This window comes from Actinomadura rubrisoli, from assembly GCF_004349215.1.
In the GTDB taxonomy this organism is placed as follows: Bacteria; Actinomycetota; Actinomycetes; order Streptosporangiales; family Streptosporangiaceae; genus Spirillospora; species Spirillospora rubrisoli.
Genome location: NZ_SMKU01000101.1, coordinates 1 through 26,659, shown reverse-complemented (window position 1 = coordinate 26,659; position 26,659 = coordinate 1). Strand labels below are relative to the sequence as shown.

Below are 26,659 nucleotides of genomic sequence, written 5' to 3'. Positions count from 1 at the left end.
GCCCCGCGCTGGGCATGCCCTCCCACCGGCTCGCCAGCCCGGCGGGCGGGGACAGGTAGACCATGGTCTGCCGGTGCACCACCACGGGCAGGTCCACCAGCCGGGGCGTCCAGGGCCCGGCCGCGACCAGCACCAGGTCGCCGCGCTCGACCGTGCCGTCGGCCAGCTCGACCCGGGCGGTGTTGGCGTCCACCGCCACGACATCGCGCATGGGCCTGAGCTCGGCCGCCGGATGGCGATCCAGCCATCCGGCCGCCGCCGACAGCACCCGGTCGGCCAGAAGCACGCCGGCGTCGAGTTCCAGGACGCCGGACGTGCCGGGCGGGAATCCGATGGGCCACAGTTCGCTCGGACGGACGAGATCGACCCGCAGGCCGGCCTCATGGGCCGCCGAAGCCACCGAGTCGATCTCGCCTTCCGGCCATGCGGTCACGACGCCGATCCGGCGGTAGAAGCCGGCGCCTGGCCGCGGGCCGCACAGCAGCGACTCCAGCTCCAGCCACCGGCGGTGGGCGTTGGCGGCCCGCCGCGTCGCGGCCGGGTCGCCGGGGTCGAGCGCCCGTACGGCCCGGTGGTGGTCGAACGAGCTGGCGCCGGGGTTCGGAATCGCGCCCCGGTCCAGCACCACCACGTGGTGGCCGAGCAGCACGGCCCGCACCGCGGCCAGCAGCCCGGTGACGCCCGCGCCGACGATGACGATCCGCTGGTTCGTCCAGCCGCGCAACGGCTCGTCCGGCGCGCCCGGCGCGCCCGGCCTCCGGCCGCCCATCTCAGGCATGCCTGTCGCCCAGCCGGGGCAGCCGCACCGGCGTGACCGTGGCCGGGGCGGCACGGCGGATCGCCGTGTCCGGCAGGGCGGCGGCGGCCAGGTCGATGAGGATCGGCGCGGCGCAGCGGAGCACGACGTCGATCTCGTGGCAGAAGTCGCCGGCCTCGCCCGGCGCGACGTCCCACCGGTCCAGCCGCGCGATCTGCTCGGTGAGCGTTCCCGCGGCGCGCGTGAGGCTGAAGCAGTCGAGCTCGTACGACGCGGCGAACCGGTCGATGATCCGCGCGGCTGCGCCTCGGGAGCCCTCCGACACCGGCAATGGCCCGCGGCCGGCCCACTGGTCGGCCTTCGCCGCGACCCGGTTCCAGGGCTCGGCCAGCCACGACCGCGTCACCTTCGCCATGGCCTCCCGGCTGAAGTTGGTGCACTGGTTCTCCGGGCTGGTCGCGGCCAGGTGGAAGCGGATCAGGTCGCGCGGCACCTCGGCGGCGAGCTCCCTGCCCCCTACCACGTGCCCCCGGCTGGTGGAGAACTTCTCGTGGTCCAGCAGGTAGAACTCGTTGGTGATGAACTCCGCCGGCAGCGCGTACTGGTCCCCGTGCGCCAGCAGCACCGCCGTCATCGCGACGGCGAACGGGTAGGTGTTGTCGAAGCCGAGGAAGTACACCACCTTCGTGCCCGAGCCGGGCCGCCAGAGCGCGTCGTCGGCCACGGGCACCTCGCCGCAGCGCTCGGCCGACAGGGCGGAGGCGTGCATGCTCCACGCCGCCGGCTCCGCGTTCGGGTTGAAGACCTGCCCGGCGACCTCCGGGAAGGGCGCCGGGATCCCCCAGGAGATCGGGTAGGTGACCGGGTAGTCGGGCAGCGGGCGCGAGAGCATCTCCCTCAGCGCCTGCGCCATATGCGGGCGCATCGCGGTCGTGTGACCGTCGAAGTACGCCCGCAGCCGCTCCCGATAGCGCTCCATCGGCAGCACCAGCACCCGCGCCTCGCGCGGCTCGACCGGATCGTCCGGGTCCAGCGTGGACCGCGGGTCGATGAGGTCGGCCGCCGCGATCGGGTTGCCGCAGGTCTCGCAGAGACCGGCGCAGCCGTCCGCCAGGCACAGCGGGCAGCCGCCGGCGGCGAAGCCGTCCACCAGGAACCGGCCGGTCTTCGGCGAGTACAGGAAGTCCATGGTCTTCAGTTCGAGCTTGCCCGCGCCGTGGACCCGTCCCCAGAAGTCCGCGACCCACTTGGTGAAGCGCTCATCGTCGCCGGTGAACCCGTCGACGCCGATGCCCACCGCGTCGAGGGTCGATGCGATCTGCTCGGCCGACTCCGCCACCAGCGCCTTCGGCGTCACCCCCCGCCGCTTCGCCGTGGTCACGACGAACGTGGAGGTGTCCTGGAAACCCGTCCCGAAGTACGCCGTCCGCCCGGTGGCCCGCAGGTAGCGGGTGTAGACGTCGGCGGCCAGGAACGGGCCGGCGAGGTGGCCGAGGTGCAGGTCGCCGTTGGCCGTGGGCGCCGGCGAGATCACCACCGTCCGCTCGGTCATCGCGACCGCTTCCGGTGCCGGGCGAGGAATTCCTCCGACATCGCGCTGTCCCACCAGACGCCGTAGTACTCGAAGTCCTCGGCGGTGTCGTTGACCACCTGGTGGGTGCAGCCCGGCGGCAGGTGCACGATGTCGCCGGCGGCGAACGGGACGTCCTCGCCGTCGACGCGGAGCTTGGCGCGGCCCGTCATCGCGATGAAGATCTCGTAGTCGTGGTGCGAGTGCGGCGTCGACACCTTCCCGGCCCGCAGGACGCACCAGGCGCCCTCGAACGGGGCGTTGAGCGCGGGCCACGGCAGCAGCCGCTCGGAGTCCAGGCCGTACGCCTCGGTCAGGCCGGCCCGGTCCAGCGTGCGGATCTCGATCATGCGCTCCTCGCTCCCGATCATGCGGTCCTCACTTGCCCCTGGTCCTTCGCGTCGAGCACGGCCGCCCGGCGGTCGAGCATGTCGTCGGTGATGTCCTGGGAGCGATGCGCCAGGACGCTGATCAGGGAGTCGGCGATGCCGTGCGTCGCCTCGTTGACGCCCTGGAGGTAGAGCGCGCCCCATGCCGGCGTGCCGAGCTCGACGCGGTACCGCCGTCCGACGACGACCTCGCCGAGACCCGCGCGCGCCGCGAGGTGGCGGACCATGGCGGGCATCCGCGGGTCGTAGCCGGTGCCCAGGAGCACGAGGTCGCAGCGCAGCGGCTCGACCTTGCCGCTCTTGCGGTCGCGCAGGTCCAGCACGACGTCGTCCCGGTCGATGCGCGCGCCGACGACCTCGGTGAGGGGACGCACGGTGGAGCGCTGGTCGCCGAGCATCCGCTGCTGGTAGAGCATGGAGTACATCTCGTCGGCGAAGGGCGGGGCGAGGCCCGCGTAGTTCGTCAGGCGCATCTCCCCCAGGACCTGCTCGCGGGCCTCGGGCGGCATCGTGAAGAACTCGTCGACGAACGAGGGGAAGAACAGCTCGTTGACGAACTTGCTGGTCTGGTAATTCTGGAAACCGATTGAGCGCAGCAGGATCGTCGGGCGGCTCTGCGGCAGATCCTGCGACAGCGCCATGAACATCTCGGCGGCGCTCTGCGCCCCGCCGACGACCACCGGCCGCAGCGGACGGCCGGCGTCGACCTCCGCGATGCGGGGGCTGTACTGCCTGCTGTGGATGACCCGCTCGGCCGGCAGGTCCTCGAACACCCCGGGGATGTGCGGATCGCGCCCGGCGCCGATCACCAGGTCGCGGCAGTGCAGCACATCCCCGCCGTCGAGCGTGACCGTCCAGCCGACGATCGAGCCGTCGTCGCCGAAGCGCGGGTCGACCCGCTCGCCGCGGGCGTTGTAGCGGATCTTCACGTGCTGGAGGGACTCGGCGACCCACTGCTGGTACGCCGACAGCTGCCAGCGGTAGGGGTTGAACGTGCTCAGGTTGACGAACCTGTCCAGCTCGCCGGTCTCGTGCAGGAAGTTCAGGAAGGAGAACCGGCTGCGCGGGTTCCGCAGCGTCACCAGGTCCTTGAGGAAGGACACCTGGCTGCGGGCCCACGGCAGCAGCAGGCCGCGCTGCCATTTCACGTCGGAGTGCTGTTCGAGGATCAGCGCGTCGCGCGCCGTCTCGGCCGGAGCCGACTCCTCCAGCGCCACGGCGAGCGCCAGATTGGCCGGTCCCGCGCCGATCATCAGAATGTCGACTTCTTGGTCTGTCACAATCCCACCTGTCGTTCCGGTCGGCACGCCCGTGCGGGCGGGCCGGGAGAGTCGTCAGATCGGCTCACTTCGAGATGGTCACGGTTGGTGACGCCGGGTTCGTGCGACCGTGTGGGCCGTATGTCGTGGACCTGCGGGCGTCCCGGGGACGCGATCACTTCCCGCCGGCGCCGGGCGGCTTCGCGGGGGCGGTGATGCCGAGGCACAGCGGGAACTCGGGCTCCGCGCCCAGCAGATAGGCGCCCGCCGACTGCAGGATGCGATCCTGGGCGACGATGTGCTGGCACATCGTGTGCGTGTCACGGAGCCAGCGGTCCATCGGGGACGGCTGGTAGATCGAGCTGGTCTGCAGCAGGTCGTACAGCCGGCTGACGATCGAACGCGCGGTGCGGAACGCGTGCCTGCGCGAGAGCGGCAGGGCGGCCCGCTCGTCCGGGGTCAGGTCGTCGAGCGTGCCCCCGGCGGACAGGACCTCGTACTGGCGCCTCATCGCCCCGTACACCCCATGGCGGCTGGCGACGAGGTCGCCCTCGCACTCGGCGATGGTGACCTGCGTGCGGTAGTCGCCGCCCCTCTTCCGCGCCGCGACGCGTTCGCGGGCATGGTCGAGCGCGGCCCGCGCGACGCCCAGGGGCACTCCCGGCGTGTTGTGCATGTGCACCTCGGGCTGGACCAGCGGGCCCTCGCCGTTGCGCACGGTGTCGAACGTCAGCGTGCGCTCGGCCGGCACGAAGACATCGGTGATCGTGTAGTCGCAGCTGCCGCTGCCGGCCAGCCCCGTGGTGTACCAGGTGTCGATGACCTCGGCGTCCTCGCGCGGCACCATCATCAGCCTGGAGTCGTGCGGGTCGCCGTCCGGGCCGGGCTCCGGCGCGCCGTCGCGGTAGATGTAGGCGCCGGAGATCACCCAGTCGGCGTGGGTGATGCCGCTGCCGAACTGCCAGCGGCCGGTGAGCCGGTAGCCGCCCGGCACGATCTCGGCATGCCCGGTGGGGAAGAGGAGCCCCGCGGTGATCATGTCGAGCCGGGGGAACATCTCCTTCGCCACCGCCTCGTCCAGGAACGCCACGTACAGGCCGGTGTCGGAGCCGATCATCGCGCACCAGCCGGCGGCCGGGTCGCCGTACGAGATCGCCTCGATGATCTCGGTCTGCTCGATCGAGCTCACCTCGGGACCGCCCCAGCTGCGGGGGAAGCCCATCCGGAACACGCCCGTGCCGCGCAGCAGTTCGACCACGTCCATGGGCAGCCGGCGCTCGCGCTCGATCTCGGCCGAGCGCGCCCGCAACCGGGGGACGATCGCCCGGACGCGGCGGAGGATGTCCTCGCCCGTTCGCGGCGGCGCCGGGGCCTGGGCCTCGGCGGCGTCCGAAAGGATGGGTGCTGTGGCCATCTACTCGCTCCCTCGATCGTGAATGCGATGGCTGGGGGGCGGCGGCGATCACCGCCTGACCGCCATTCAAACCAGCCGGATATTTGACCGAAAGGATTGACCACAACGAACAATCAACTGCGAATTCCGCAGAACAAACAAAACAACCCGGCGGTCACGCGATTGCGTGACCGCCGGGAAAGAGGACGCGATACGGCCTATGCGCCGGTGCGGTGGGCCCGTCCCGTCAGAACCATTGCGCCGATCGGCGAGACCGGCCGCACCGGGCGGACGAAGATCGGCCGGATAAGGTCGACGAAAGTCGGACGGACGGGGCGGGCGGCGGCGTCAGCGGCTGACGGCGCCGTTGATGCTGCCGAAGTCGAGCGCCCCTTCAAGCTCGGTATAGGTGCCCTTGCCGAGCAGTTCGGCGGCCGCGCGCTGCGCGACGGAGTAGGCCGCCTGGCTCAGCGCGGTGCCCACGCTGACCCGGCGCACGCCCACGGCCTCGAACTCGGCGATCGTCGGCGCACCCGGCCAGGCCATCACGTTCACCGGCAGCGGCGACGCCTTCACCAGACTGCCCAGCGCGTCGAGGTCGATCAGGCCCGGCACGAACAGGCTGTCCGCGCCGGCCTCGGCGTAGACGCCGGTGCGCGCGATGACCTCGTCCAGCCGGCCCGCCTCCTCCCCGATGCCGAAGAGGAAGACGTCGGTGCGCACGTTGACCACCAGGCCCGGAAGGCCTGCCTTCGCCGCCGCGTCCCGGGCGGCGCGCAGCCGCGCCCCCTGGTCGGCGGCGTCGAAGAGCGGGCCGCCGGGCGCCTTGGAGTCCTCGATGTTCACCCCGACCCCGCCGGCCCCGACGACCGCCTCCACCGTCCTGGCGACGTCTTCGGGGTCCTCGCCGTAACCGCCCTCGATGTCGGCGGTCACCGGGACGTCGACCGCCGCGGCGATCCGCCGGACCGCCTCGACCATCTCGTCCCGGGTCAGGCCGTGGCCGTCCGGCCGGCCGAGCGACCACGACACCCCGCCGCTGGTCGTGGCGATCGCCTTGGCGCCCGCCCGGGCGATGAGCGCGGCGCTCCCCGCGTCCCACGCGTTCGGCAGCACGAGCACTCCGCCGTCATGCAGCGCCCGCAGCGATGCCGCCCTGGCCTGCTGAACTTCCATGTCCACGCCGTTTCTCCCTCTTCTTGCCATTGCAATGACCGACCGCCCGGCACTCCCCCGGCTCCGCCGACGCGCCACCGGTGATCAGATGCATGGTGGCCCGTCCCCGGGTCGCCGGGATCAGCCGGGGTCGCCGTCCGGGTCCGCCGCGGAGACGCTGTAGAGGTCGAGTTCGCGGAACGGGTTGGGCTGGACGTCCCGCAGCCGCGTCGACCAGGCCGACAGCGTGCTCTGGTACCAGATCGGGATCGTCGGCATGTCCCGCAGGATCGCCCGCTCCGCCTGCTGGTAGAGGTCCCAGGCCCGCTCCCTGGTCGGGGCGCTGTCCGCGGCGGAGAGCAGCGCGTCGACCGCGGGGTTGCTGTAGCCGCCGACGTTGTCCGAGGCGCCGGTCCGGAACATCGGGCTCAGGAAGTTCTCGATCGACGGGTAGTCCGCGACCCAGCCGGAGCGGAACACGGCGGTCATCTCCTGGGCGTTCAGCCTGCGGCGGAACTCCCCGAGCGTCGGGATCGACGCGAAGCGGCAGGGCAGGCCGAGCGTCTCGGTGACCGAGGCGCAGACCTCCTCCATCCAGGGCTGGTTCGGCGAGTCGACGTTGGACGTCAGCTCGATGTCGCCGTCGAATCCGGACGCCTCGAACAGCTCCCTGGCCCGCGCCGGGGAGTAGGTGCACAGCTCGCCGCCCTGGTTCTCGGCGCGCCCCGAGATGGCCGGCGGGACCAGGCCGTCGGCCGGCACCTGATGGCCCTGGAAGATCTTGTCGATCAGCTTGACCCGGTCGATCGCCATGGAGATCGCCTGCCGTACCCGCGGGTCGGCGTAGCGCGGGTCGTAGAGCGGGAACGAGAGGGTCTGGATCCCGAGGTAGGTCCGATCGTGGGTGCGGTGCGGCAGGTCCTTCAGGTACCGGTCGCCCTCCAGCGCCCAGAACGGGGTGACGTCGAGGTAGTCGAGCGTGTCCGCCATCACGTCGTAGTAGGCGTCCGCCAGGCCGGCGTAGATCCGGAAGTCGACGCCGCCGATACTGGGCCTGTCGTCCCCGGCGTACCCGTCGTAGCGCTTGAGCAGGATGTTCTTCTCACGCTCCCGGGAGACGAACCTGAACGCGCCGTTGCCGATCGGGTGTGCCTCGAACGCCGTCCGGTCCTCGAAGAAGGACTCCGGCAGCGGGAAGAACGCGCTGCAGCCGAGCGTGACGGGGAACTCGGCGAACGGCGCCGACAGGGTCACCACGAAGGTGTGGTCGTCGACGACCTCCAGGCCGGACAGCTCCGTGACCGTGGAGCCGGGGGCGTTCACCTCACCGAAGCCCTCAATGTGCGAAAGGAAACTGGCCGCCTGCATCTTGTTCGGGCCGTGCGCGGTGTAGTTCCACGCACTGACGAAGCTGCTCGCGGTGACCGGCGAGCCGTCGTGGAACGTCCAGCCGCGCTTCAGCTTGATGACGAACACCGCGGAGTCGGTGGTCTCGATCGATTCCGCGACCGCGTTCCTCGGATGGGCGTCGACCGGGTCGTACGAGACCAGCCCCCGGAACAACGCGGCGATCACCTTGACACCGCCGGACTCCGTCGTGTGGCCGGGGATCAGCGCGTTCTCCGGCTCGGTGCCGTGGTAACTGATGATCGCGGCCTCGCGGGCCCGCGAGGCCGCATCGCGCGCCGCCTCGCCGGACAATTCCGCGGTACGGGATGATCGCACACTTCCTCCTTAAATCTATGACGCCGAATTCGCGCGCGTCCGCCGAGCGTCCGCGCCTACCAGAGTTCAACAAAACACCGGATTGGCTTCCATCCACGGGAAGCAAAACAATCAAACGAACAAACTCGGCCGGCGGGAGGCCGGCGCCATGGGGTCAGGCGGGCGTGAGGGCCTCGGCGCTGCTCTCGACCGGGGCGCGCCTGATCTTCATGGACAGGAAGGCCGCGCCGATGCTGAGGAGGCCGGCGGTGTACCAGGCGGGCGCGTAGTCGCCGAAGCTGTCGCGGGCGATGCCCGCCAAGGTGGAGGCGAAGGCGGCGCCGACCTGGTGCGCGGCGAACACCCATCCGAACACGACCGGCGCGGAGGCCCCGAAGTGCTCCCGGCACAGGATGATGGTCGGCGGCACGGTGGCGATGAAGTCCATGCCGTAGAAGATGACGAACACGACCATGAACCCGGTGACCTTCTCGTCGAACACCTGCGGCAGGACCAGCAGCGAGACGCCGCGCAGCACGTAGTAGACGGCCAGCAGGATCCGGGAGTCGATGTGGTCGCTGAGCCAGCCGGACAGGATCGTCCCGACGAGGTCGAAGATGCCGATCGCCGCGAGCAGGCCCGCGGCGGTGACCCTGGGCATGCCGTGGTCGTGGGCGGCGGGGATGAAATGGGTGAACACGAGGCCGTTGGTGGTGGCACCGCAGATGAAGAAGCTGACCGCGAGGAACCAGAACGGCTGGGTGCGGACGGCGCTCCCCAACTGGGCCAGGGCGTGCCGCGCGGCATTGCCCGTCGGGGGCGGCGGGGCCACGACCTCCTCAGCGCCGAAGGGCGGGATCCCGAGGTCGGCGGGGTGTTCGCGGAAGAAGAACAGCACCAGTGGCACCGCGGCGACCGCCACCAGCGACACCACGATCGCGGCGCTCCGCCACCCGCCCGCCGACTCGCTCAACGCCGCCACCAGCGGCAGGAAGATGAGCGAACCGGTCGCACCGCCGGCCGAGAGCACACCGGTGACCAGACCTTGGCGCTTGACGAACCACCGGGTGCCGAGGGTGGCCACGAACCCCAGCGAGATCGAACCGGCACCCAGGCCCACCAGCACGCCCCACAGCAGGACGAGCTGCCACGCCGCCGTCATGTACACGGTTAACCCGCTGCCCAGCGCGATCAGCGCCATCGCGCCCGCCGTCACCTTGCGCATGCCGAAGCGCTCCATCAAGGCGGTGGCGAACGGGGCGGTGACGCCGTACAGGGCGAGATTGACCGACATCGCGAAGCCGATGGTGCCGGACGACCACCCGAACTCGTCCTGCAGCGGTTCCACCAGCGCGCCCGGGGTGGACCGGAAACCGGCGGCGCCGACGAGCGCGACGAAACCGATGCCCGCGATCATCCATGGCCAGATGAGCTGTCTGTTGTGAGTCACCCGGCCAGAGTGCTCAATGCGGCACCGCTCCGGAAGTGGCTCTTTGGCCATCATATGCAAGAATCGGGCCATGCCCCACCGGATCGCCGTGCTCGCGCTGGACCAGGTGGTCGCGTTCGACCTCGGCACGCCGACACAGGTCTTCCCCGCGGCCCGCGACGAGCAGGACCGCCGGCTCTACGAGGTGCGGATCTGCACTCCCGGCGGCCGACCGGTGCCCAGCTCAGCAGGGCTGACCGTCACCGCCGAGCACGGCCTGGAACTGCTGGCCGAAGCGGACACCGTCCTGGTGGCCGGCGTGCACTACGGCGCGCAGGTGCTGGCGGACGGCACGCTCGACGAGCCGGTGCGGTGCGCCCTCCGAGCGGCGGCGCACCGAGGCGCCCGAGTCATGTCGGTCTGCACGGGCGCGTTCGTCCTGGCCGCGGCCGGCCTTCTCGACGGCCGCCCGGCCACCACGCACTGGGCGCACGCCGACCACTTCCGCCGCCTGTTCCCGAAGGTCGACCTCGACCCGAACGTCCTGTTCGTCGACGAGGGCGACATCCTCACCTCGGCGGGCGTCGGCGCGGGCGTCGATCTGTGCCTCCAGGTCGTACGGGACGACCACGGCAGCGGGATCGCGAACATGACCGCGCGCCGCTGCGTCGTACCGCCGTGGCGGCCGGGCGGCCAGTCGCAGTACATCGTGCGCCCGATCCCGGAGGTGACCGACACCTCCACCGCCGCCGCCCGCGCATGGGCCCTGGAACACCTGCACGAACCGCTGGACCTCCACGCCCTGTCCGCGCAGGCCCGGATGAGCGTCCGCACGTTCACCCGCCGCTTCCGTCAGGAGACCGGCCTCAGCCCAAGAAAGTGGATCATCCAGCAGCGCGTCGAGCGCGCCCGCCACCTCCTGGAGACCACGGACCTGGCCATCGACCAAGTGGCCCGCCACTCGGGCTTCGGCACCGGCGCGGCATTACGCCAGCAAATGAGCGCAACGCTCGGCGTGGCCCCCAGCGCCTACCGCACCACATTCCGCTCAACAGTCTGAACACCCCACACCCACCCGCTCCACCCGGCCTCAGTCCGCGAACCACCCGCCGCAGGCCGGCACCGCCACTCGGCGCGGGCCCTGACCAGTCACCACCTCGCACACGCCTGGCGAGACCTGCACTGATCGCCGCGTCGCGGTCGCATCCGGCCACCGGCACCATCATCAGACCTGCGGGAGTTCGCCTGTGAAGCGCGACACACCGGCAAAGCGCGACAAGTTCGCCATCCCGGAGGTCTTGTCCGGCAGGGGCGGGCGGGGTTACTGAAGAAGGACCGCGCGTAGTCGGTGGCGAAGATGGATTGTTGGTGGCGAGGATGGATCCAGCCTCCTTGTGATCAGGGACTTCTCGCGCCATACGGAGCAGACGCACAGGTCAGGTGCATAAACGATGGACATGATCACGCCCGTGACAGGGTTAAGGACGAAGGCATGAACCTCCAGGCACTGGAACGGGTCCGGTGAGCCGCCCAACCGCCGCGGTGGTGGGTTCCGGCATCGCCGGGATGACGTCCGCGTACCTGCTGCAGCGGCGTTACGACGTCACGGTCTTCGAGGCCAACGGCTATCTCGGCGGCAACGCCGACACCCAGGACGCCGTGCTGCCCGATGGCACGAGGTCCGCGGTCGATGTGGCCTTCATGGCCTACGGAGACACCTATCCGAACCTGAAGCGCTTGCTCTCCGAGCTGCACGTCGAGAGCAAGCCGGCGAGCATCCAGCACGACTTGGTGTGCGCCGGATGCGGCTTCACCCACCTGGGCAGCACTCCGTTCGGAGACGGCGTGATTCCCGGCAAACCGGACGGCGTTGAACCGGCAGTGTGGGAGCGGTTCGTATCCGAACTGGAGAGGTTCTCGGCCGACCTGGCCGAGGCTTCAGAGGCGGCGTCCTCGGCCAGTATCGCGAGCTTCTTGGCTGACCACGGCTATTCCGACTACTTCTTCCAGCACTTCATCTACCCGCGGGTCGGGCCCTGGTGGCTGAACGGGCCCGATTCGGTACGCGCCATGTCGCTGGAATTCCTGCTCAGCACCGCGCACAAGCACGCCCTGCTCAAGCCGGACGCGTTCGCGACCTGGAAGGTGACCGCCGGCGGAAGCCGCACCTATCTGACCAAGATCGCGGAGGGCCTGTCGGAGGTGCTGCCGGCGAACCGTGTGCGGGAGGTCCGCCGGGTTTCGGACGGTGTCGTGATCAGAGACACATCGGACGTCATACGACCGTTCGACCGGGCCGTCCTCGCCGTGCATCCTCCGACCCTGCTGGAGTTGCTCAGCGATGCCACACCGCGAGAGCGGGAACTGCTCGGCGTGTTCGGGTACAGGCCGATGGAGGTCACGCTGCACACCGATCTTTCGGTGTTCCCGGAGACCGGTCGGCCGCACAGCGGATTCAGCATGCGGCTCGACTGCCGGAACCCCGACCCCCGCCTTCGGGGCTTCGACATCGACGCCTCGATCGTCCAACGGATCGACTCACCCACACCGTTGATCGTCAGCTACAACGGCGCGGACGAGGTCGCTCCCGCGCATCACCTGACCCGATCCACCTATGAGCACCCGGTGAACACCCCTGAGGTGTTCGAGGCCCAGAAGAGCCTGCCAGACCTGAACGACGATCGGCTCGCATTCGCAGGCGCCTGGTTCGGCAGCGGCCTCCACGAAGACGGCTGCGCCTCGGGAGCCGCGGCGGCCGAGGCGCTCGGCGCGCCATGGGACTGAGGCCGGACCGCACACCCGGCCCACGAACGCCATCGCCGTCGACGGAGGCTTCACGGCGTGAAAGTCGCGCACGCGGGCACGTTACGGCGGGCCGTCGATCGCTGGGGCACCAGGCGGAAACCAGTTGCCGGAACAATGGTCCAGCGGCAAAGCGCGACACAGCCGCAAAGCGCGACACCTTAGCCTTGCTCCTCCTGTTGGCAACCTGGACGCGGCAAGGCGTACTAGAAGGGAACCACAGGTCCAGGGCCCTACGGTCACGCGCGACCAGATCGCGGCGATAAGGAGGCACGGGTGTGGACACGGTCGATGAGCTGCAGGCCGTCTATGCCGAAGATTTTCTGCCGGTGAACGCCGACTTCAAGGGGCTCATCACCGACTGGCAGCTCAAAGAGCCTGATCCAACGCGGTTGGACTCGTTAAGGGTGCGGCTCGCGTCGGTGTTGGATCGCCTCGTGGAGATCGAGCCGGCGTTGGCCGAGTACCGGGAGCGGTTCCTGTCCGCAATGTTCAAAGTGCTCGCCGGTGAGCAGGAGTGGCTGGCCGGGGTGCTGCTCGACAGTTGCCACACCGTCTGGTTCGAGCTTCACACCGCACTGCTGGACCGGCTGGGCTTCTCCCGGGAAGAAGAGGAGACGCGGCTGGGAGGTGACGGCAGGTGAGCCGTCCATACCGGATCGACGGCACGACCGAGTTCAGGCCAGAGGTCGTTGGGGGTAAGGCCGCGGGTCTGAGCAGGATGTGCGCCCTGCGGCTGCCGGTCCCTCCTGCATTCGTCGTCCCGGTTCCTCTCTGCGTCGGCTATCACCGGGCAGGACGGAATCTTCCTCCTGGATTTACTGAACGGTTGAATCAGAACACCGCATGGTTGATGAAAGCCGCCGAGGCCCGCTTCGGGTTCGCAAGAGAGCCGCTGCTGGTATCGGTGCGATCCGGTGCCCCGCACAGCATGCCTGGGATGCTGGACACCGTCCTCAACGTCGACGCCCGTCCCACCGCCGAAGGCCCGCGGAAACTCTTGGACGCCATCAGAACGGTGCTCGACTCGTGGTGCACGTCAAGAGCGATCGCGTATCGCCGCGCCCACGACCTGCGCGACGCGGGAACCGCCGTGACCGTCCAGGCCATGGTCGCGGGCGACCGCGACGATCGCTCCGGTAGCGGCGTGCTCTACAGCCGCGACCCGCTGACATCGGCCAAGGTCCCCTACGGCGAATGGCTGGCGGGCAGGCCCGGCGAAGACCTGGCCTCCGGCAGGCACACGCCCCGATCGCTTGACGAATTGGCTGCGGCGTTGCCAGAAGCGCACGCGACCCTGGTGAACGCGGCGCGCATTCTTGAGTCGAAGCTGGGCGGTCCTCAAGAAGTCGAGTTCACGATCGAGAGCGGCAGACCCTGGCTGCTCCAGACGCGCGCCCTCCATTCCGGTAGCGCGGCCACCGCCGACCCCGCGCACGCGGCCACGAGCGGCGTGCCGGCGGCGCAGGGAATACCGGCCTGCCCTGGCGAGGCCACCGGTCTGGTGGTGGCGGACGCGGCCGACGCCGTACGGCTCGCGGCGGCCGGCCACGACGTCGTGCTGGCCCGGCCGACCACCGATCCCGGCGACGTGCGCGGGATCCTCGCCGCGCGCGCCCTGGTCACCGAGGTGGGCGGCGCGACCTCGCACGCGGCGACGATCAGCCGTGAACTCGGCCGCCCGTGCGTGGTGGGATGCGGATCCGGCAGCCTGGCCGCCCTCCACGGGCACGTCGTGACCGTGGACGGCCGTTCAGGATCGGTCTTCCGCGCGCCCGCATTCCCGCGCCGCTCTGCCAACGCACCTGGGAGGGACAGTGAGACCGACCGAGGATGACGAGTTCGTCCACACCCCCGAAGATGATCCTGACTGGCAGGAGAACCTCTACTTCTCCGGACTGGCCCCTGGCCATCGGGCCGCCTTCGAAGTGCACGTGGCCCACTTCCCGCACCGCGGGTACGTCCACGTGGCCGCTACGGTCGGCCTTGGGGGCAGATTGGTGTCACACATCGTGGAACGGCCGGCCGCCAACTTCGTCTCGGTACCTCGACTGGACGTGGAAGCGATCGAGCCGCTGCGAAAGCTCCGGCTGCGCTACTCCGGCCAAGGCTATGACGGCTCGCCCATGGTCCAGGGCGAGGGGCTCGTCCCCTTCGGAATGGACCTTAAGATGAGCAGCCCCGTAGCCCCCCTCACCACGGACGATCAGAACGCCGAATTCTCTTGGGCCGACGGCCGATACGAACTCGGGGCGGACTGGACTGGAACGTTGTGGTGCGGCTCGAACCGGGTCGCCGCGCAGGGACTGGGGGTGCGCGACCACAGTTGGGGCGTCCGCTCCGTGGTTGTCGACGCGTACTGGTGGCTGCCCATGTATTTCCCCGACCCACCGACCTTCATCAGCGGTCTCACCGTTCTGCAAGGCGGGAGATGGCGTGGCACATGTGCGGTCAGCGACAGCGACGGGGTCCGCCAGAGTGGCGAACCGTGGGTACGGCCGGACGGCATTCCGCTTCCCGGGGCCTACCGCAGCGCGACCGTCGTCCACCACCCCCCTTCCGAGCGGGATCCCGCGTTCCTCACCGAGGCGTACCGCGTGGCCATGCGTCTCCCCCACATGACGAGATCTGATGAAGATTTCATTCTCTACGACATGCTCTCCACAGCGCGGTGCGGCACCCAGAAGGGTTATTGCCACTTCCAGTTCGGCGCTCCGGAAGGCAGCCCGCTCCTTACCGCATTCCTGCCTCAGTTCCGCCCAGAGGAAGAAGGAATGAGCACATGAGCCCGCACGGCGGCGTCGAGCCGACCGATCCGACCCGCGGCAGCTCACACCCCGGGGGCTTCTGGACCCGAGTGAACATCTCCGAGGCCGTCACCGACGTCATGACCCCCTTGTGCTGGTCATTCTGGTCGACGGCCGGGGAGCCGGGAGTCCGGGCCGGCTACCACGACCTGGGCATCGTCCCGCGCCGCGAGATCAGATCGCCGGCCACCCCCGAGGAGTCCGTCTCCGCCTGCTTCTACGGCAGGATCGCGCTCAATGTGGAATTGCTCAGAAGGACGGTAGGGGCCATCCCCGGTGCGAGCGCCGACGATTTCGAGCGCGACATGCTCGGCGCGGTGCGACCCGACGCTCCCCCCGTCCCGACAAGCCTGCGGCGGCTGCCCGCCATCGCCGTCAAGTCGCCGATCGCCCAGTTCGCCCTCGCCCGCCGTGCCCGGCGGCTGCATGCCGACCAGCTCGCGTGGTGGCAGGCCAACGTCCTCGGTGACGCGCCGGGCGTCCCACCCGACCTCCTGGAGCAGGCGTTCGACCGCTTCCGGAGGGCCGTGCGGGTCCACATGGCGGCCCGGACGCTCGTCACCAGCCTCCAGGCTCAGGTCATCGCCCTCGCACGGCGTGCCGGTCTGCCCGATCTCTTCCTGCCGCTGTTCTCCGGGCTCGGCGGCGTCACCGAGAGCGCTCTCGCCGAGCAGCTGTGGGCCCTGTCGCGGGGCCACGGCGACATCGGCTCCGTGATCAGTAGATACGGCTTCCACGGTTCGAACGAGGGCAATCTGGACGGCCGCTCCTGGCGGGAGGACCCCGCTGCGCTCCAAGCGCACATCACCGCGCTCCGTAACATGCCCGACACCGGGAACCCCGCTCGCGGAGCGCATGAGGCGGCCGCTCAGCGGAAGGCGGCGTTCGCCGAACTGCTGGCTCGGCTGCCCCGGCGTCGGCGTCCCGGCGCCCGGCTGGTGCACCGGCTGGCGGCCCAGCACGTCCGCAGCCTCCAGTTGTCCAAAGAGTCCTTCCTCATCGCCATTGATGGGGGGCGAGCAGCGGCCCGAGCGCAAGGGGCCCGCCTCGCCGCGCAAGGGGCGGTCACCGACCCCGACGACCTCTTCTACCTGAGCGTGGACGAATCGCGTACCGCGGCCGACGCCGGTGTTCAGGAGCTCATTGATTTCCGTAGACGACGGCGCGAGGAGTACCGCGGGCTTGAAATACCGGTCACCTTCACGGGGATGCCGACTCCCCGCCGCCCCGATGACCGCGGTTCCGGCTCGGCCGGGATCACCGGAATTCCGGCGTCGCCGGGAACCGCCGAAGGCCCGGTACGAGTCATATCCGACCCCGCCGACAGCGGCCTTTCCGCTGGGGAGATCATCGTATGCCGCGTCACGGACCCCAGCTGGACGCCGCTGTTCATGCGGGCCAAGGCGGCGGTCATCGACATCGGCAGCACCGGCAGCCACGGCGCCATCATCGCCCGGGAGCTCTCGATCCCGTGCGTAATCGGCACCTCGGACGCTTCCACGCGCCTGTACACCGGACAGCGCGTACACGTTGACGGATACAGCGGCGAAATTCGGGTCATGAGCATGCCGGACGCACGAAAGGTCAGCTCGGCGAACCGCACAAGCGACGCGTAGACAGTAAGGCCCACCGCTCCTCTTCCACTGTCGGCCGCTCGTTATCGCTCCGCCCCCGCCATTGCGAGGAGAGGACGATCAGCCGTCGCCGGGACCCTCGCTCGTGTACCGACGAGTAAGCGAGCACCACTGCAGCGTGCCGTACAGGTACAACCGCATAGCGGCCACGCAACGTCGCATCTCGGTGCCGGATCCCTTGCCGGACAGCTCGGCGCATGCGCGTTCGAAGTCCCGCAGTCGCCTGCGGATCATGGACTTCGCGTACGCGACCGCCTGAGCGTCAGGGAGCTCGCGTTCCCGGGCGACCAGCGAGACGAGATTCAGTTGTCCGCGGGAGGTCTCGGCCGCGCCCGCCCCCACGTCGTTCGTCCAGCCGACCACGTCGATCGCGGTTCGTCGCAGGTCCTTGACCTCAGGCGCGTGCGCTACGGCGGTGAGGCCGAACGGTCCGGTGCGTTCGAGGACGTCCATCATCGGCGCCGAGGTGATGGTTCGGCTGCGCAGGACGACGTATTCGCGCAGCGACAACTCCCTGCCCGCCGCCCGGATCTCGGCCTCCTCGCAACTGGCGTCGGCGAAGTCCTGATAATCGGCGGTGAAGCGGTGACGCCAGGCAGGCGGCATTCCCGCCGCCGTGCGCCGCCAGAGATCGTTGAATGCGCGGACGAGAGGGTCGGACGGGCATTTCGCGCACTGAGCGGTATCGTCTCCTCTCAGAATATCGGTGAGGGGCCGCATCACCGTTCTGACGCGGTCAGGGTGCGTTCCCAACGGCGTGGCGTCGAACCGGTCGTCCAGCAAGCAGATGAACGCCGACCACTGCGCGGTCAAGGCCAGGTCGTCCCGGCTCCCCTCGGGGACGATCAGGGCGGCGCCCAGGTCGTGGCGTTCCGCTGCCAGGCGCTGCTTCGCGGCGTCCGTGGTGACCAGGCCCATGGACTCCACCCACCCCAGCAATTCGTGGCCCGCCGATGCCAGATCGGGGTGGGTCGGCGGTTCGGGGGCGGTGTCGTGGCGGCTCTGCATTCTGTCGGACATGGACGGTCGCTCCACGTGGAGGGCAAGGGGCCGGTGGTCACCGGGGCGGATCCGTTCCCTCGCCGATGGTCATGACGGGTCGGGCCAGGTGACGAGCAGGCGGCGCACCCCGTAGACGATCATCTGGTCGTGGGTGGGTATCCGCTCGACCGGTTCGGCCAGGGTCAGGCGGGGAAAGCGGTCGAGCAGGCCGGTGAAGACGACCTCCAGCTCGACACGGGCGAGCTGCTGGCCGACGCACTGATGGAGGCCGTGGCCGAAGCCGAGATGCCGGCGGCTGTTCGGCCGGGCGAGATCCAGGACGTCGGGGCTGGAGAACCGCAAGGGATCCCGATTGGCCGAGGGCAGGTGCAGTACCACGCGTTCGCCGGGTTCGACGACCTGCCCGCCGATCCTCAGCCGGTCCCGGGCGATCCTCAGCAGTCCGAACTGCAAGATGGTGTGGAACCGCAGCAGCTCCTCGACCGCATTGGTGATCATTTCCGGTCGTGCCCGCAGCAGGTCCCACCGCCCGGGCCAGGTGAGCAGCGTCATCAGGCCGAGCGCGATCATGTTCGCCGAGGTCTCGTGCCCGGCGACCAGCATGAGGGCGCCCAGCGAGACGATCTCGCGCGTGGTGAGCCGGGAGCGGTGGACGAGATCGCTGAGCAGGTCGTTCCCCGGTTCGCGGCGCTTGGTCGCGACGAGGTCGCGCAGGAACGCGAGCAACTCTCGCTTGCCGCTCAGCGACTGGTCCAGGGTGTGATCCAGTGCCATGAGTTCGGCCGTCAGCCGCTGGAAGTACTCGTGCCGGTCGTACGGCACGCCCAGGAGTTCGCAGATCACCAGCGTCGGTAAGGGCAGGGCCAGCGCCTGGACGACGTCGACGGGCCGTCCGGCCACGGCCATCGGGCCGAGGTGGTCCGCCACGAGCTCCTCCAGGCGCGGACGCATCGCTCTGATCCGCCGCATCGAGAACCGCGGTATCAGCGGCTGCCGCAGCCGCGTGTGCAGAGGCGGGTCGCTGGTGAGCAGGCCGGTCGACCGAGACGAGGCCGGTTCGGCCTCGGCGGCGCGGGGCGTGCCCCGGACATGGGCGTTCACATGGGGCCGCCGTGCGCCGAGCCGCAGGTCGGCGAGGCCGGCGCGCACGTCGTCATAGCGGGTGATCAGCCAGCCGGGCGGGCCCTCGGGGAAGGCGAGGCGGGCGACCGGCCGTTCGGCCCGGAGTTCGGCGAACTCGGCCGGCGGATGCCACGGACAGGCTCGGCGCGCCGGCAGCGGGATGGCGGGACCGTCCTGTCCCTCACTTGAGTGCACAGCCGTTCACCAGCCCCAGTCGCGGTCGCAGCTCGCCAGAGCCAGCAACCCCCAGGTGTCGGCGAAGACCGGCGCGTCGAACGGCAACGGCCGCGGCGCGACCTGGTCCGGAATACCGCTGAGGCCGCCGTCGTCGTCCTGGCGCGCCATCAGATGGAACGTCCCACGGCGGACGACCGGGTCGCGCGCGAGACGCCGCCCCATCGCCGACAGCGCCAGTACCGAGTAGGCGGTGCTGGCCGTGTCGCTGGCGTCACCGGGGCGGTAGCCCCAGCCGCCGTCGGCGTTCTGCGCCTGGGTCAGGAACCGCGTCGACCGGGCGACCGCGCTCTCGCGCCGGGAGGCGATGGCGCCGCTCCTGGACGGAGGCAGTGCATGCAGGGCCCACATGGCCCTCCAAATGGCGTTGGCCTCGCTGAGCGTCCAACTGCGTTCAAAGGTCCCGTCGTCGAGCTGCGCCGCGAGCAGGTAATCGGCAGCGTGCTCCAGAACCTCAGCGTGGGTCTCGCCGGCCCAGCCGAGCGCGCTCGCGGCTCCGCCGGTCATGGCGACCTCGGACGGGTCGCCATGAACATAGGTGGGAAAGCCTCCGTCCTGGTTCGCCATTGCGGTCAGGTAGGCTCCGGCGCTTTCCAAAGCCACGCGATAACGGAACCGATCGGCGGTGGCCAGAAAGGACACGGCGTACGACGTCGTGTCCACATCCGCCTGGACCGCGTTCTCACCGAAGGACCACCCGCCACCGGGCAACTGCGCGGCGGCCACGTAATCGCCCGTTCGTAGAATCGCCTCCCGGTCCGTGCCGCCCCGGGCCAGCGCGAGCCCGGCGGTGCCCGTGGTGAAGTACGTCAGATCGGCGATGCTCGCGATCCCGCCGTCGCCGTTCTGACACCGCAGCAGCGCGTCGACGCCCTTGGCCATCAGCGGATGGTCCGGGGCGAAAACGCTAAGCGCCAGCAGGGCGATCAGGTGAGCGGTGACGTGGTTCTCCCATACCCGCCCCGGCACAAGGGAGGCGAGCATCTCAATCAGTTCGGCGCGTTCTGATTCGGAAACCATCCCCGGCCGGCCCAGAGCCGATGAAACGATCACCTTGATGGCGGTCATGCTCATCGAGACCCAGCGAACCCGGCTCTCCGTCCCGATCAGGTCGGGCCACATCTGCGGGTCGAACGGGATCGCCCCGGTCAGCGCCATGAACACGTCGAACTGGAGCCGCTTGCGGGCCGCGGTGAAATGATCGAAGTCGCGCAGCATTTCCTCATGGACCCAAGCGGCCTCGGTGCGCTTACCCGTGAGGACGGCGTCGCTCAACGCCCGGTCGAAACGGGACGCATCGGTCGGCACGTTCCTCAGGTAGCGCACCAGCCGGGCCTGCGCGGGCAGGTCGCTCTCCACCCGGCGGAGCAGGACCAGCAGCAGCGCCGACTCCAGCACACGACTGGCACAAGGCCCCGGAATCCCGCCGTCCGGCCGTATTCGGCCTGCCAGATGTTCCGCCATCCGGGTCTTGGCCAATGTCATTTCACTCCAGGGAGCATGCCTGACCATACTCTCACTGCTCACAGGAATACCTCCTCAACACAGACCGCCGCAGATCCGGTCGGGGTGGCCAGGACCCAGATGCGCGTCCGCAGCAGGGCCCAAGCGCGGGCACCTCCCAGGCGGGAGGCGCATCGTCGTGGCCGCGGCAGACGAACACCATGCCGTGGTGCTCGCACGCCGAGTGCTGCCGCAACCACGCGCGAGTCGCCCATGAACCGGAACGAACGGCGCAGGGAAGGTAGCTTTCGTCTCAACATCCAGATGCACCTCCAGGAACCAGCAGCGTCACAAGAATGCACTTTCCTTCCGAAGTGCTGGGCGGCCGCCATCCCTAATCGATCGCGCCCGGGTCCGGCGCATCGATGGGGCCCAATGACATGGTCACCCCTCCCGAAAACTACGCCTAGATCGACGATCGCATCCCCGAGCACAACTCCAGGATTCAGGACTACGCTTCCACGGGCCCTCTCTTAAAATAATCCATGATCCGTTAGGAAACGCCAAGGTTCCCCCGCACCGAGCATGTCGCGCTTTATCCACATGTCGCGCTTCGACGGCATGTCACGCTCCGGCCGGACGTGCCATTCCCTGGCGCCAGGACACGACATCGCCGGTTCGAGAGCGCGCTAACCCCATGCGGCCGAACTGAATCGCACGGCGGTGGCGCACCCTCTGCGACAAGGGCCACGTCTTGCCCTCTGGCTGAGGACGACGCCGCCGACCGCATGGCATCCATTCACCTTCCCAACACCCACGGCCACTGGTCGTCCGCAGGCGAGAAGAACGAGAACGAACGCCGGGCGAGACCTGACCGATCACTTCATCCGAGCTACCATGGAAATGGTATTGACACATCCGACTCCCCGAAAGGGAGCGTCCGCCATGGACATTCATGACGCCCGGAAGAAATTCCATGATCTGCGGCTGCGCGGGGAGGCCGTCGACCCCCGCGATCTGGACGAACTGTGGGCCGCTCTGCCCCCGGTGCGGATCGAGGACATTCTCGGACGGTGGAAGGGCTCGGTGTTCGCGACCGGACACCCCGGCACGCGACAACTCCAGGAGTCGCGATGGTACGGGAAGACCTTCCGTTCGGTGTTGGACGCCAAGCCGCTGATACGGTACGACGGCAACGGCGCCCTCTATTCCGACACCACGACCGCCAACGGCGAGGCCAGCCTGTGGATGGTCGAGTTCCGGGGCGAGGTCACCGCCACCATGGTCTACGACGGAATCCCGGTGTTCGACCACTTCAAGAGAGTGGACGACGACACGCTGTTCGGGATCATGAACGGCAAAGGCGACCTCCTCGATGCCGACGGCCACCCCCTGTACTTCATCCTCAGCACGAGAGACGACCCGGAGTGACGCTCGGGCTCCCGCTCCACCAGCTCGTGCTCGGCCGCAGTACACAACAACGCGGAAAAGACCCACTCGAATCTGGGCAAGGTCACCCGTGGGCGGGCAGACAGCGCGTGGGCGCGGAGGGCGGGAGCGCGTTGTCGTCAATCAGAATGATTATTTAGATCCTGCGCACTCATACGGCGGTCCGGCTCTTGTCGAAGGCCGCCTCGGATGTCGCGCGGGAGAGTGCGTGGAAGTCCACCCGATCGACACAACCGGCGCGGCTGGCCATTTCATGTAAGGTACGGAATCTCGCCGTGGCGCTGTTACCGTTTCCGCATTGTGCGATCAGTTCCCGCATACGGTATCTTTCGTCGCACAGGTGCCAGCGAATGTACCCTTGGACAAAGTCGTTCACCGTATTCAAGATTACCTCGGATCGCCGACTTTCGAGCACCCCGATCAGGTCGCGAATCGCACTTGCGGCGTCATTGGCGATCCGATGAATGGCCTGTTCTGCATCGAGCTCATCCGTTATGCAGATGTTCTCCACCAGGGAGACGTCCCCGGCTGGATCATGAATTTCCTTGTAGAACGAGAACAGATCGTTCACCAGCGCGACGACTGGCTCGATCTGGGCGATGACGATCACGATGTCCTCGTACTGCTCCCGCTCGTCGAACTGCGAGGCGGGGAACAAAGCCGCTCCAGAAAAGTCACCCAACCCGTTCAGGCGGCGCAGGAACATCGGGTAGGCGCCCGCTCCGGGCGAGCCCTTGAACTTCCGGCCTTCGATCCAGAAACCCAGAATCAGTTCCAGATTGCTCTTGAGCATTGTGAGCTGCGAATGCTGGCCATAGCAGCGGAGGAGGTCGGGAAAGAACGAGAAAAGCGATCTGTACCTCGGGTGCGCCTGCTCCCTGCCGCGCAGGAAGTCGCACGCGAAGGAGTCCATGAAGGGGGTGTGCACCAGGGTCGAGCCGTCTCCAGGATCGTCCTCAAGGATCACGTAGGTGAAATACGTGCTGAGTGGCACCATGACTTCCCGGGGAAGGTTTCGCCAGCCGAACACCGTCATCCGGGTGATCGTGCGCACGGTGCTGGTCAACCGTTCGCGGTCGATCTCGATTCCCCGGACACGCGACTCATACCTGAAGTGATCAATCGTTTCGGTGAACACGTGACCCAACGTCTGCACGAGATCTTCGTCGGGGTCCCCTTGCTCGCTGTACCCGACCTTGTCGAGAAAATCTACAAGTAGTTCTATGTACCGTTCTGCAGTGAGATTCATGATTGCTTCTGGTGTGAACCCTGGTTGTCGGCGAGGTGGAGTGCCTCTTCGACCAATGTCTCGACGATCTGGGCTTCCGGGACGGTCCTGATGATCTCTCCGCGGACGAAGATCTGGCCTTTGCCGTTGCCGGCGGACACTCCGAGGTCGGCCTCGCGGGCTTCGCCGGGGCCGTTGACGACGCAGCCCATGACGGCGACGCGCAGGGGGTGGTCGAAGCCGTCGAAGGCGGCTTCGACCTGTGCGGTCAGTTTGTAGAGGTCGACTTGGAGGCGGCCGCAGCCGGGGCAGGACACGATCTCCAAGCGGGGTTGGCGCAGGCCGAGGGATTCCAGGATGCCGATTCCGGTCTTGACCTCTTCGACCGGTGGGGCCGATAGGGAGACCCGGATGGTGTCGCCGATTCCCTGGCGGAGCAGGAGCGCGAACGCGGCGGCGGATTTGACGACGCCCTGGGGTGGTGGCCCGGCCTCGGTGACGCCCAGGTGCAGGGGGTAATCGCATGCCTCGGCGAGTAGTTCGTAGGCTCGGACCATTGTCAGCGGGTCATGGTGTTTGACCGAGATCTTGATGTCGGTGAAGCCGTGCTCTTCGAACAGTGAGGCTTCCCAGAGGGCGGACTCGGCCAGCGCTTCGGGGGTGACGCCTTGGTGTTTGGCGAGGAGGCGTTTGTCGAGGGACCCGGCGTTCACGCCGATCCGGATGGGAATGTGCGCGGCAGCGGCCCGTTCGGCGATGTCGGCGACGCGGTCGTCGAAGCGTTTGATGTTGCCGGGGTTGACGCGGACGGCGGCGCATCCGGCGTCGATCGCCTGGAAGACGTATTTGGGCTGGAAGTGGATGTCGGCGATGACGGGGATGGCTGATTTGGCGGCGATGGCGGGCAGGGCGTCGGCGTCGTCCTGGGAAGGGACGGCGACGCGGACGATCTGGCAGCCGGCGGCGGTGAGCTCGGCGATCTGCTGCAGGGTGGCGTCGACGTCGGCGGTGAGGGTGGTGGTCATCGACTGCACGCTGATGGGGGCGCCGCCGCCGATCGGCACGGCCTTGTCGCCGTGCCCGACGGTGATCCGCCGGGTCCGGCGGCGTTCGATGCCCGGCGGCGGCGCATCCGGCGCGCGCGGGTCCGCTGCGGGTGTTTCGGGCGGGCTGGTGCGCTGCGGGCCGATGGTCGGCATGCCCAGGTCGACGTTGGGCTGGTCGGTCGTTCGCTTGCCGGCGCTGCTGGTCATGTGTCGGCTCCTGCTGCGGTCTGGGGTGTGGGCCGGCTGGATGCGCCGTTGCCGGTGGTGACGGCGGTCGGCCCGGTCCAGCCTTCGGCCGTGGGATGCGGATTGGTGGCCTGGGCCCGGGTCACACGGGCCGGTGCTGATGTGTCTCGGGCGAGCTGGCGGGTGCGGGCCCGGGCCCAGGTGTCGGCGGCCTGGACGTGCTCCAGGGTGATGCCGGTCCCGCCGGGGTGGGAGCTGCTGCTCATCACGTCGGCGATGAGGTCGCCGATGGCGGGGAAGGTGATCGTCCCGTTGAGGAAGAGGGAGGTGGCCTGTTCGGCGGCGGCGTTGTAGACGGCCGCGTAGGTGCCGCCCGCGCCGGCGGCCCGGCGGGCCAGCCGGACCGTGGGGAAGGCCCTCTCGTCCAGCGGCTGGAGGGTCCAGGTGTGGGACCGGCCCCAGTCGATGGCGGGGGCGATCCCGCAGAGGCGCTCGGGCCAGGCCAGCGCGGCGGCGATCGGCAGGCGCATGTCGGGCGGGGACGCCTGGGCCAGGGTGGAGCCGTCGGCGAACTCGACCATGGAGTGGATCACCGACTGGGGGTGGACCACGACCTCGATCGCGCTGAGCGGGACGCCGAAGAGCAGGTGCGCCTCGATGATCTCCAGGCCCTTGTTGACGAGCGTGGCGGAGTTGAGGGTGTTGAGCGGGCCCATCCGCCAGGTCGGATGGTCCAGGGCCTGCTCGGGGGTGACCGCCGCGAGCCGGTCGCGGTCGTAGCCGCGGAAAGGGCCGCCTGAGCAGGTCAGGACGAGCCGCCGCACGGGGTGGAGGGCGGCGGCGTCGCGGTAGGTCCAGCCGGGCAGGCAGTGCGCGATGGCGGCGTGCTCGGAGTCGACCGGGATGATCTGCCCGGGCCCGGCGAGGCCGGTGATCAGCGGGCCGCCCATGACCAGGGATTCCTTGTTGGCCAGCGCGAGCAACCGTCCTCGTTCGAGTGCGGTCAGGGTGACCGGCAGCCCGGCCGCGCCCGCCACGGCGTTCAACACCAGGTCGCATGGCCGGGCCGCGGCCTGCTCGGCCGCGTCCGGGCCGGTGATGAGCATCGGCTGCGGCTTTGCGGCGGACGGGTGGATCGGCGCCGCCGGGGGTGCGGCTTCTTCGAGCGCCTGAGCGAGTGCGGCGTGGAACTGCCAGGCGGCGCGGTCGGGGCGGGTGGTGGTGATGGCGACGACGTCGGGGCGCAGGAGCCGGGTCTGGCGGGCCAGCAACTCGATGTTGCCCTCGCCTGCGGCCAGCCCCGCGGCGCGGAATCGGTCGGGGTGGGCGGCGATGACGTCGATGGCCTGGGTGCCGATCGACCCGGTCGACCCGGCGACGACCACGCGTCGCGCCTGCGTGCCGCTCACGGCGCTTCCCTTCTGGGCGAGGGAAAGGCGGGGCGGGACGGCCCGCCGGGTTCGATCGCCGCCAGCCCCAGGCTTGCGGTTCGGTGTCCGGCGGCGACGGGCAGCGCCTTGCGCACGACGTCGATGATGGGGTCGCTCGTCAGCCCGGCCTGGTCGAGGAGTTGCTGACGGCTGCCCGCGGGGATGAAGGCCCGGGGCAGTCCCAGATTGCGCACCGGAGCGCTGACCTCGGCGTCGGTGCAGGCCTGGGTGACGGCGGTGCCGATGCCGCCGGCGCTGGTGGCGTCCTCCAGGGTGATCACCAGGCGGTGCCGTGCGGCCAGGTGGATCAGGGTGGGATGGACGGGCAGGACCCAGCGGGGATCGACGACGGTGACCCCGACTCCGTCCCGGTCGAGCCGTTGGGCGGCCTGCAGCGCGGGACCGGCCATCACGCCGGTCGCGACGAGCAGGACCTGCAGTGGGAGCCGGCGGCTGCGGTGCAGGATGTCCAGGCCGTCCATCCGGGTCACCGCGTCGACGTCCGGGCCGGTGGAGCCCTTGGGGAAGCGGATCGCGGTGGGCGCGTCGGCGGTGTCGACGGCCTCGCCGAGAAGTTCGCGCAGGCGGGCGGGGTCGCGGGGGGCGGCCAGGCGCAGTCC

At 69.3% G+C, this 26,659-nt stretch carries 22 protein-coding genes; 7 read left to right on the top strand and 15 right to left on the bottom strand.

Annotated elements, in window-relative coordinates; all coding sequences use genetic code 11:
- The 8 genes from E1298_RS19950 to E1298_RS19915 all read right to left on the bottom strand — a co-directional run.
- Positions 1-778, bottom strand: a 778-nt coding sequence (locus tag E1298_RS19950; RefSeq protein ID WP_243725684.1) for an NAD(P)/FAD-dependent oxidoreductase, incomplete at its 3' end; no start/stop codon positions are given.
- A complete protein-coding gene (locus tag E1298_RS19945) occupies positions 771-2,309 on the bottom strand; it encodes a class I tRNA ligase family protein (RefSeq protein ID WP_131895399.1) in 1,539 nt (512 codons plus the stop codon). The genes E1298_RS19945 and E1298_RS19950, both read right to left, overlap by 8 nt.
- Positions 2,306-2,698: a cupin domain-containing protein gene (locus E1298_RS19940; RefSeq protein WP_243725683.1), complete on the bottom strand. Its 393-nt coding sequence runs from the start codon at positions 2,696-2,698 to the stop codon at positions 2,306-2,308. Before E1298_RS19940 ends, E1298_RS19945 begins: the two co-directional genes overlap by 4 nt.
- Positions 2,695-3,996, bottom strand: a complete 1,302-nt coding sequence (locus E1298_RS19935; RefSeq protein ID WP_131895397.1) for a SidA/IucD/PvdA family monooxygenase — start codon at positions 3,994-3,996, stop codon at positions 2,695-2,697. The genes E1298_RS19940 and E1298_RS19935 overlap by 4 nt, the downstream gene beginning before the upstream one ends.
- A gap of 154 nt (positions 3,997-4,150) precedes the next feature.
- Positions 4,151-5,389 carry an acyl-CoA dehydrogenase family protein gene (locus tag E1298_RS19930; protein WP_131895395.1) on the bottom strand — a complete coding sequence of 413 codons (1,239 nt, stop codon included), beginning with the start codon at positions 5,387-5,389 and terminating at the stop codon, positions 4,151-4,153.
- Positions 5,390-5,716: 327 nt separating this feature from the next.
- Positions 5,717-6,544 (bottom strand): isocitrate lyase/PEP mutase family protein, encoded by an 828-nt coding sequence (locus E1298_RS19925; RefSeq protein ID WP_131895409.1) that lies wholly within the window; start codon positions 6,542-6,544, stop codon positions 5,717-5,719.
- A 120-nt stretch (positions 6,545-6,664) separates the two neighbouring features.
- Complete coding sequence (locus E1298_RS19920; RefSeq protein ID WP_243725682.1) at positions 6,665-8,248, bottom strand: peptide ABC transporter substrate-binding protein; 1,584 nt, start codon at positions 8,246-8,248, stop codon at positions 6,665-6,667.
- A 154-nt stretch (positions 8,249-8,402) separates the two neighbouring features.
- A complete protein-coding gene (locus E1298_RS19915) occupies positions 8,403-9,677 on the bottom strand; it encodes an MFS transporter (protein WP_243725681.1) in 1,275 nt (424 codons plus the stop codon).
- Positions 9,678-9,747: 70 nt separating this feature from the next.
- Between E1298_RS19915 and E1298_RS19910 the strand changes: the two genes are divergently transcribed.
- The 6 genes from E1298_RS19910 to E1298_RS19885 all read left to right on the top strand — a co-directional run bounded on the left by E1298_RS19910 (position 9,748) and on the right by E1298_RS19885 (position 16,881).
- The gene (locus E1298_RS19910; protein WP_207944742.1) at positions 9,748-10,716 is read left to right on the top strand and encodes a GlxA family transcriptional regulator; all 969 of its coding nucleotides are present in this window, start codon (positions 9,748-9,750) and stop codon (positions 10,714-10,716) included.
- Between the two features lie 461 nt (positions 10,717-11,177).
- Positions 11,178-12,440, top strand: coding sequence for an FAD-dependent oxidoreductase (locus E1298_RS19905; RefSeq protein ID WP_131895393.1), 1,263 nt, complete (start codon positions 11,178-11,180; stop codon positions 12,438-12,440).
- Between the two features lie 296 nt (positions 12,441-12,736).
- Entirely contained in the window at positions 12,737-13,102 is a 366-nt protein-coding gene (locus E1298_RS19900; RefSeq protein WP_131895391.1) for a hypothetical protein, read from the top strand.
- Between the two features lie 77 nt (positions 13,103-13,179).
- Positions 13,180-14,295 (top strand): PEP/pyruvate-binding domain-containing protein, encoded by a 1,116-nt coding sequence (locus E1298_RS19895; protein WP_131895389.1) that lies wholly within the window; start codon positions 13,180-13,182, stop codon positions 14,293-14,295.
- Positions 14,276-15,244, top strand: coding sequence for a hypothetical protein (locus E1298_RS19890; RefSeq protein ID WP_131895387.1), 969 nt, complete (start codon positions 14,276-14,278; stop codon positions 15,242-15,244). The genes E1298_RS19895 and E1298_RS19890 overlap by 20 nt, the downstream gene beginning before the upstream one ends.
- A complete protein-coding gene (locus tag E1298_RS19885; protein WP_131895385.1) occupies positions 15,241-16,881 on the top strand; it encodes a PEP-utilizing enzyme in 1,641 nt (546 codons plus the stop codon). The genes E1298_RS19890 and E1298_RS19885 overlap by 4 nt, the downstream gene beginning before the upstream one ends.
- Positions 16,882-16,959: 78 nt before the next feature.
- On the opposite strand, the gene E1298_RS19880 is transcribed toward E1298_RS19885, so the two are convergent.
- The 3 genes from E1298_RS19880 to E1298_RS19870 all read right to left on the bottom strand — a co-directional run bounded on the left by E1298_RS19880 (position 16,960) and on the right by E1298_RS19870 (position 20,742).
- Positions 16,960-17,919 (bottom strand): terpene synthase family protein, encoded by a 960-nt coding sequence (locus E1298_RS19880; RefSeq protein WP_131895383.1) that lies wholly within the window; start codon positions 17,917-17,919, stop codon positions 16,960-16,962.
- Positions 17,920-17,988: 69 nt separating this feature from the next.
- Positions 17,989-19,218, bottom strand: a complete 1,230-nt coding sequence (locus E1298_RS19875; protein WP_131895381.1) for a cytochrome P450 — start codon at positions 19,216-19,218, stop codon at positions 17,989-17,991.
- 6 nt (positions 19,219-19,224) lie between these two features.
- The gene (locus E1298_RS19870; protein ID WP_165975560.1) at positions 19,225-20,742 is read right to left on the bottom strand and encodes a prenyltransferase/squalene oxidase repeat-containing protein; all 1,518 of its coding nucleotides are present in this window, start codon (positions 20,740-20,742) and stop codon (positions 19,225-19,227) included.
- Positions 20,743-21,645: 903 nt separating this feature from the next.
- Between E1298_RS19870 and E1298_RS19865 the strand changes: the two genes are divergently transcribed.
- A complete protein-coding gene (locus E1298_RS19865) occupies positions 21,646-22,131 on the top strand; it encodes a DUF4334 domain-containing protein (protein ID WP_131895377.1) in 486 nt (161 codons plus the stop codon).
- A 169-nt stretch (positions 22,132-22,300) separates the two neighbouring features.
- Here E1298_RS19865 and E1298_RS19860 read toward each other — a convergent pair whose 3' ends face one another.
- From E1298_RS19860 to E1298_RS19845, 4 genes are all read right to left on the bottom strand, one after another.
- Entirely contained in the window at positions 22,301-23,398 is a 1,098-nt protein-coding gene (locus E1298_RS19860; RefSeq protein ID WP_131895375.1) for an isoprenoid biosynthesis enzyme family protein, read from the bottom strand.
- Complete coding sequence (gene ispG, locus E1298_RS19855) at positions 23,395-24,630, bottom strand: flavodoxin-dependent (E)-4-hydroxy-3-methylbut-2-enyl-diphosphate synthase (protein ID WP_243725680.1); 1,236 nt, start codon at positions 24,628-24,630, stop codon at positions 23,395-23,397. Before ispG ends, E1298_RS19860 begins: the two co-directional genes overlap by 4 nt.
- Entirely contained in the window at positions 24,627-26,018 is a 1,392-nt protein-coding gene (gene dxr / locus E1298_RS19850) for a 1-deoxy-D-xylulose-5-phosphate reductoisomerase (protein WP_131895372.1), read from the bottom strand. The genes ispG and dxr overlap by 4 nt, the downstream gene beginning before the upstream one ends.
- Positions 26,015-26,659: transketolase C-terminal domain-containing protein (locus E1298_RS19845; RefSeq protein WP_279498794.1), on the bottom strand; the 645-nt coding region annotated here is incomplete at its 5' end. The genes dxr and E1298_RS19845, both read right to left, overlap by 4 nt.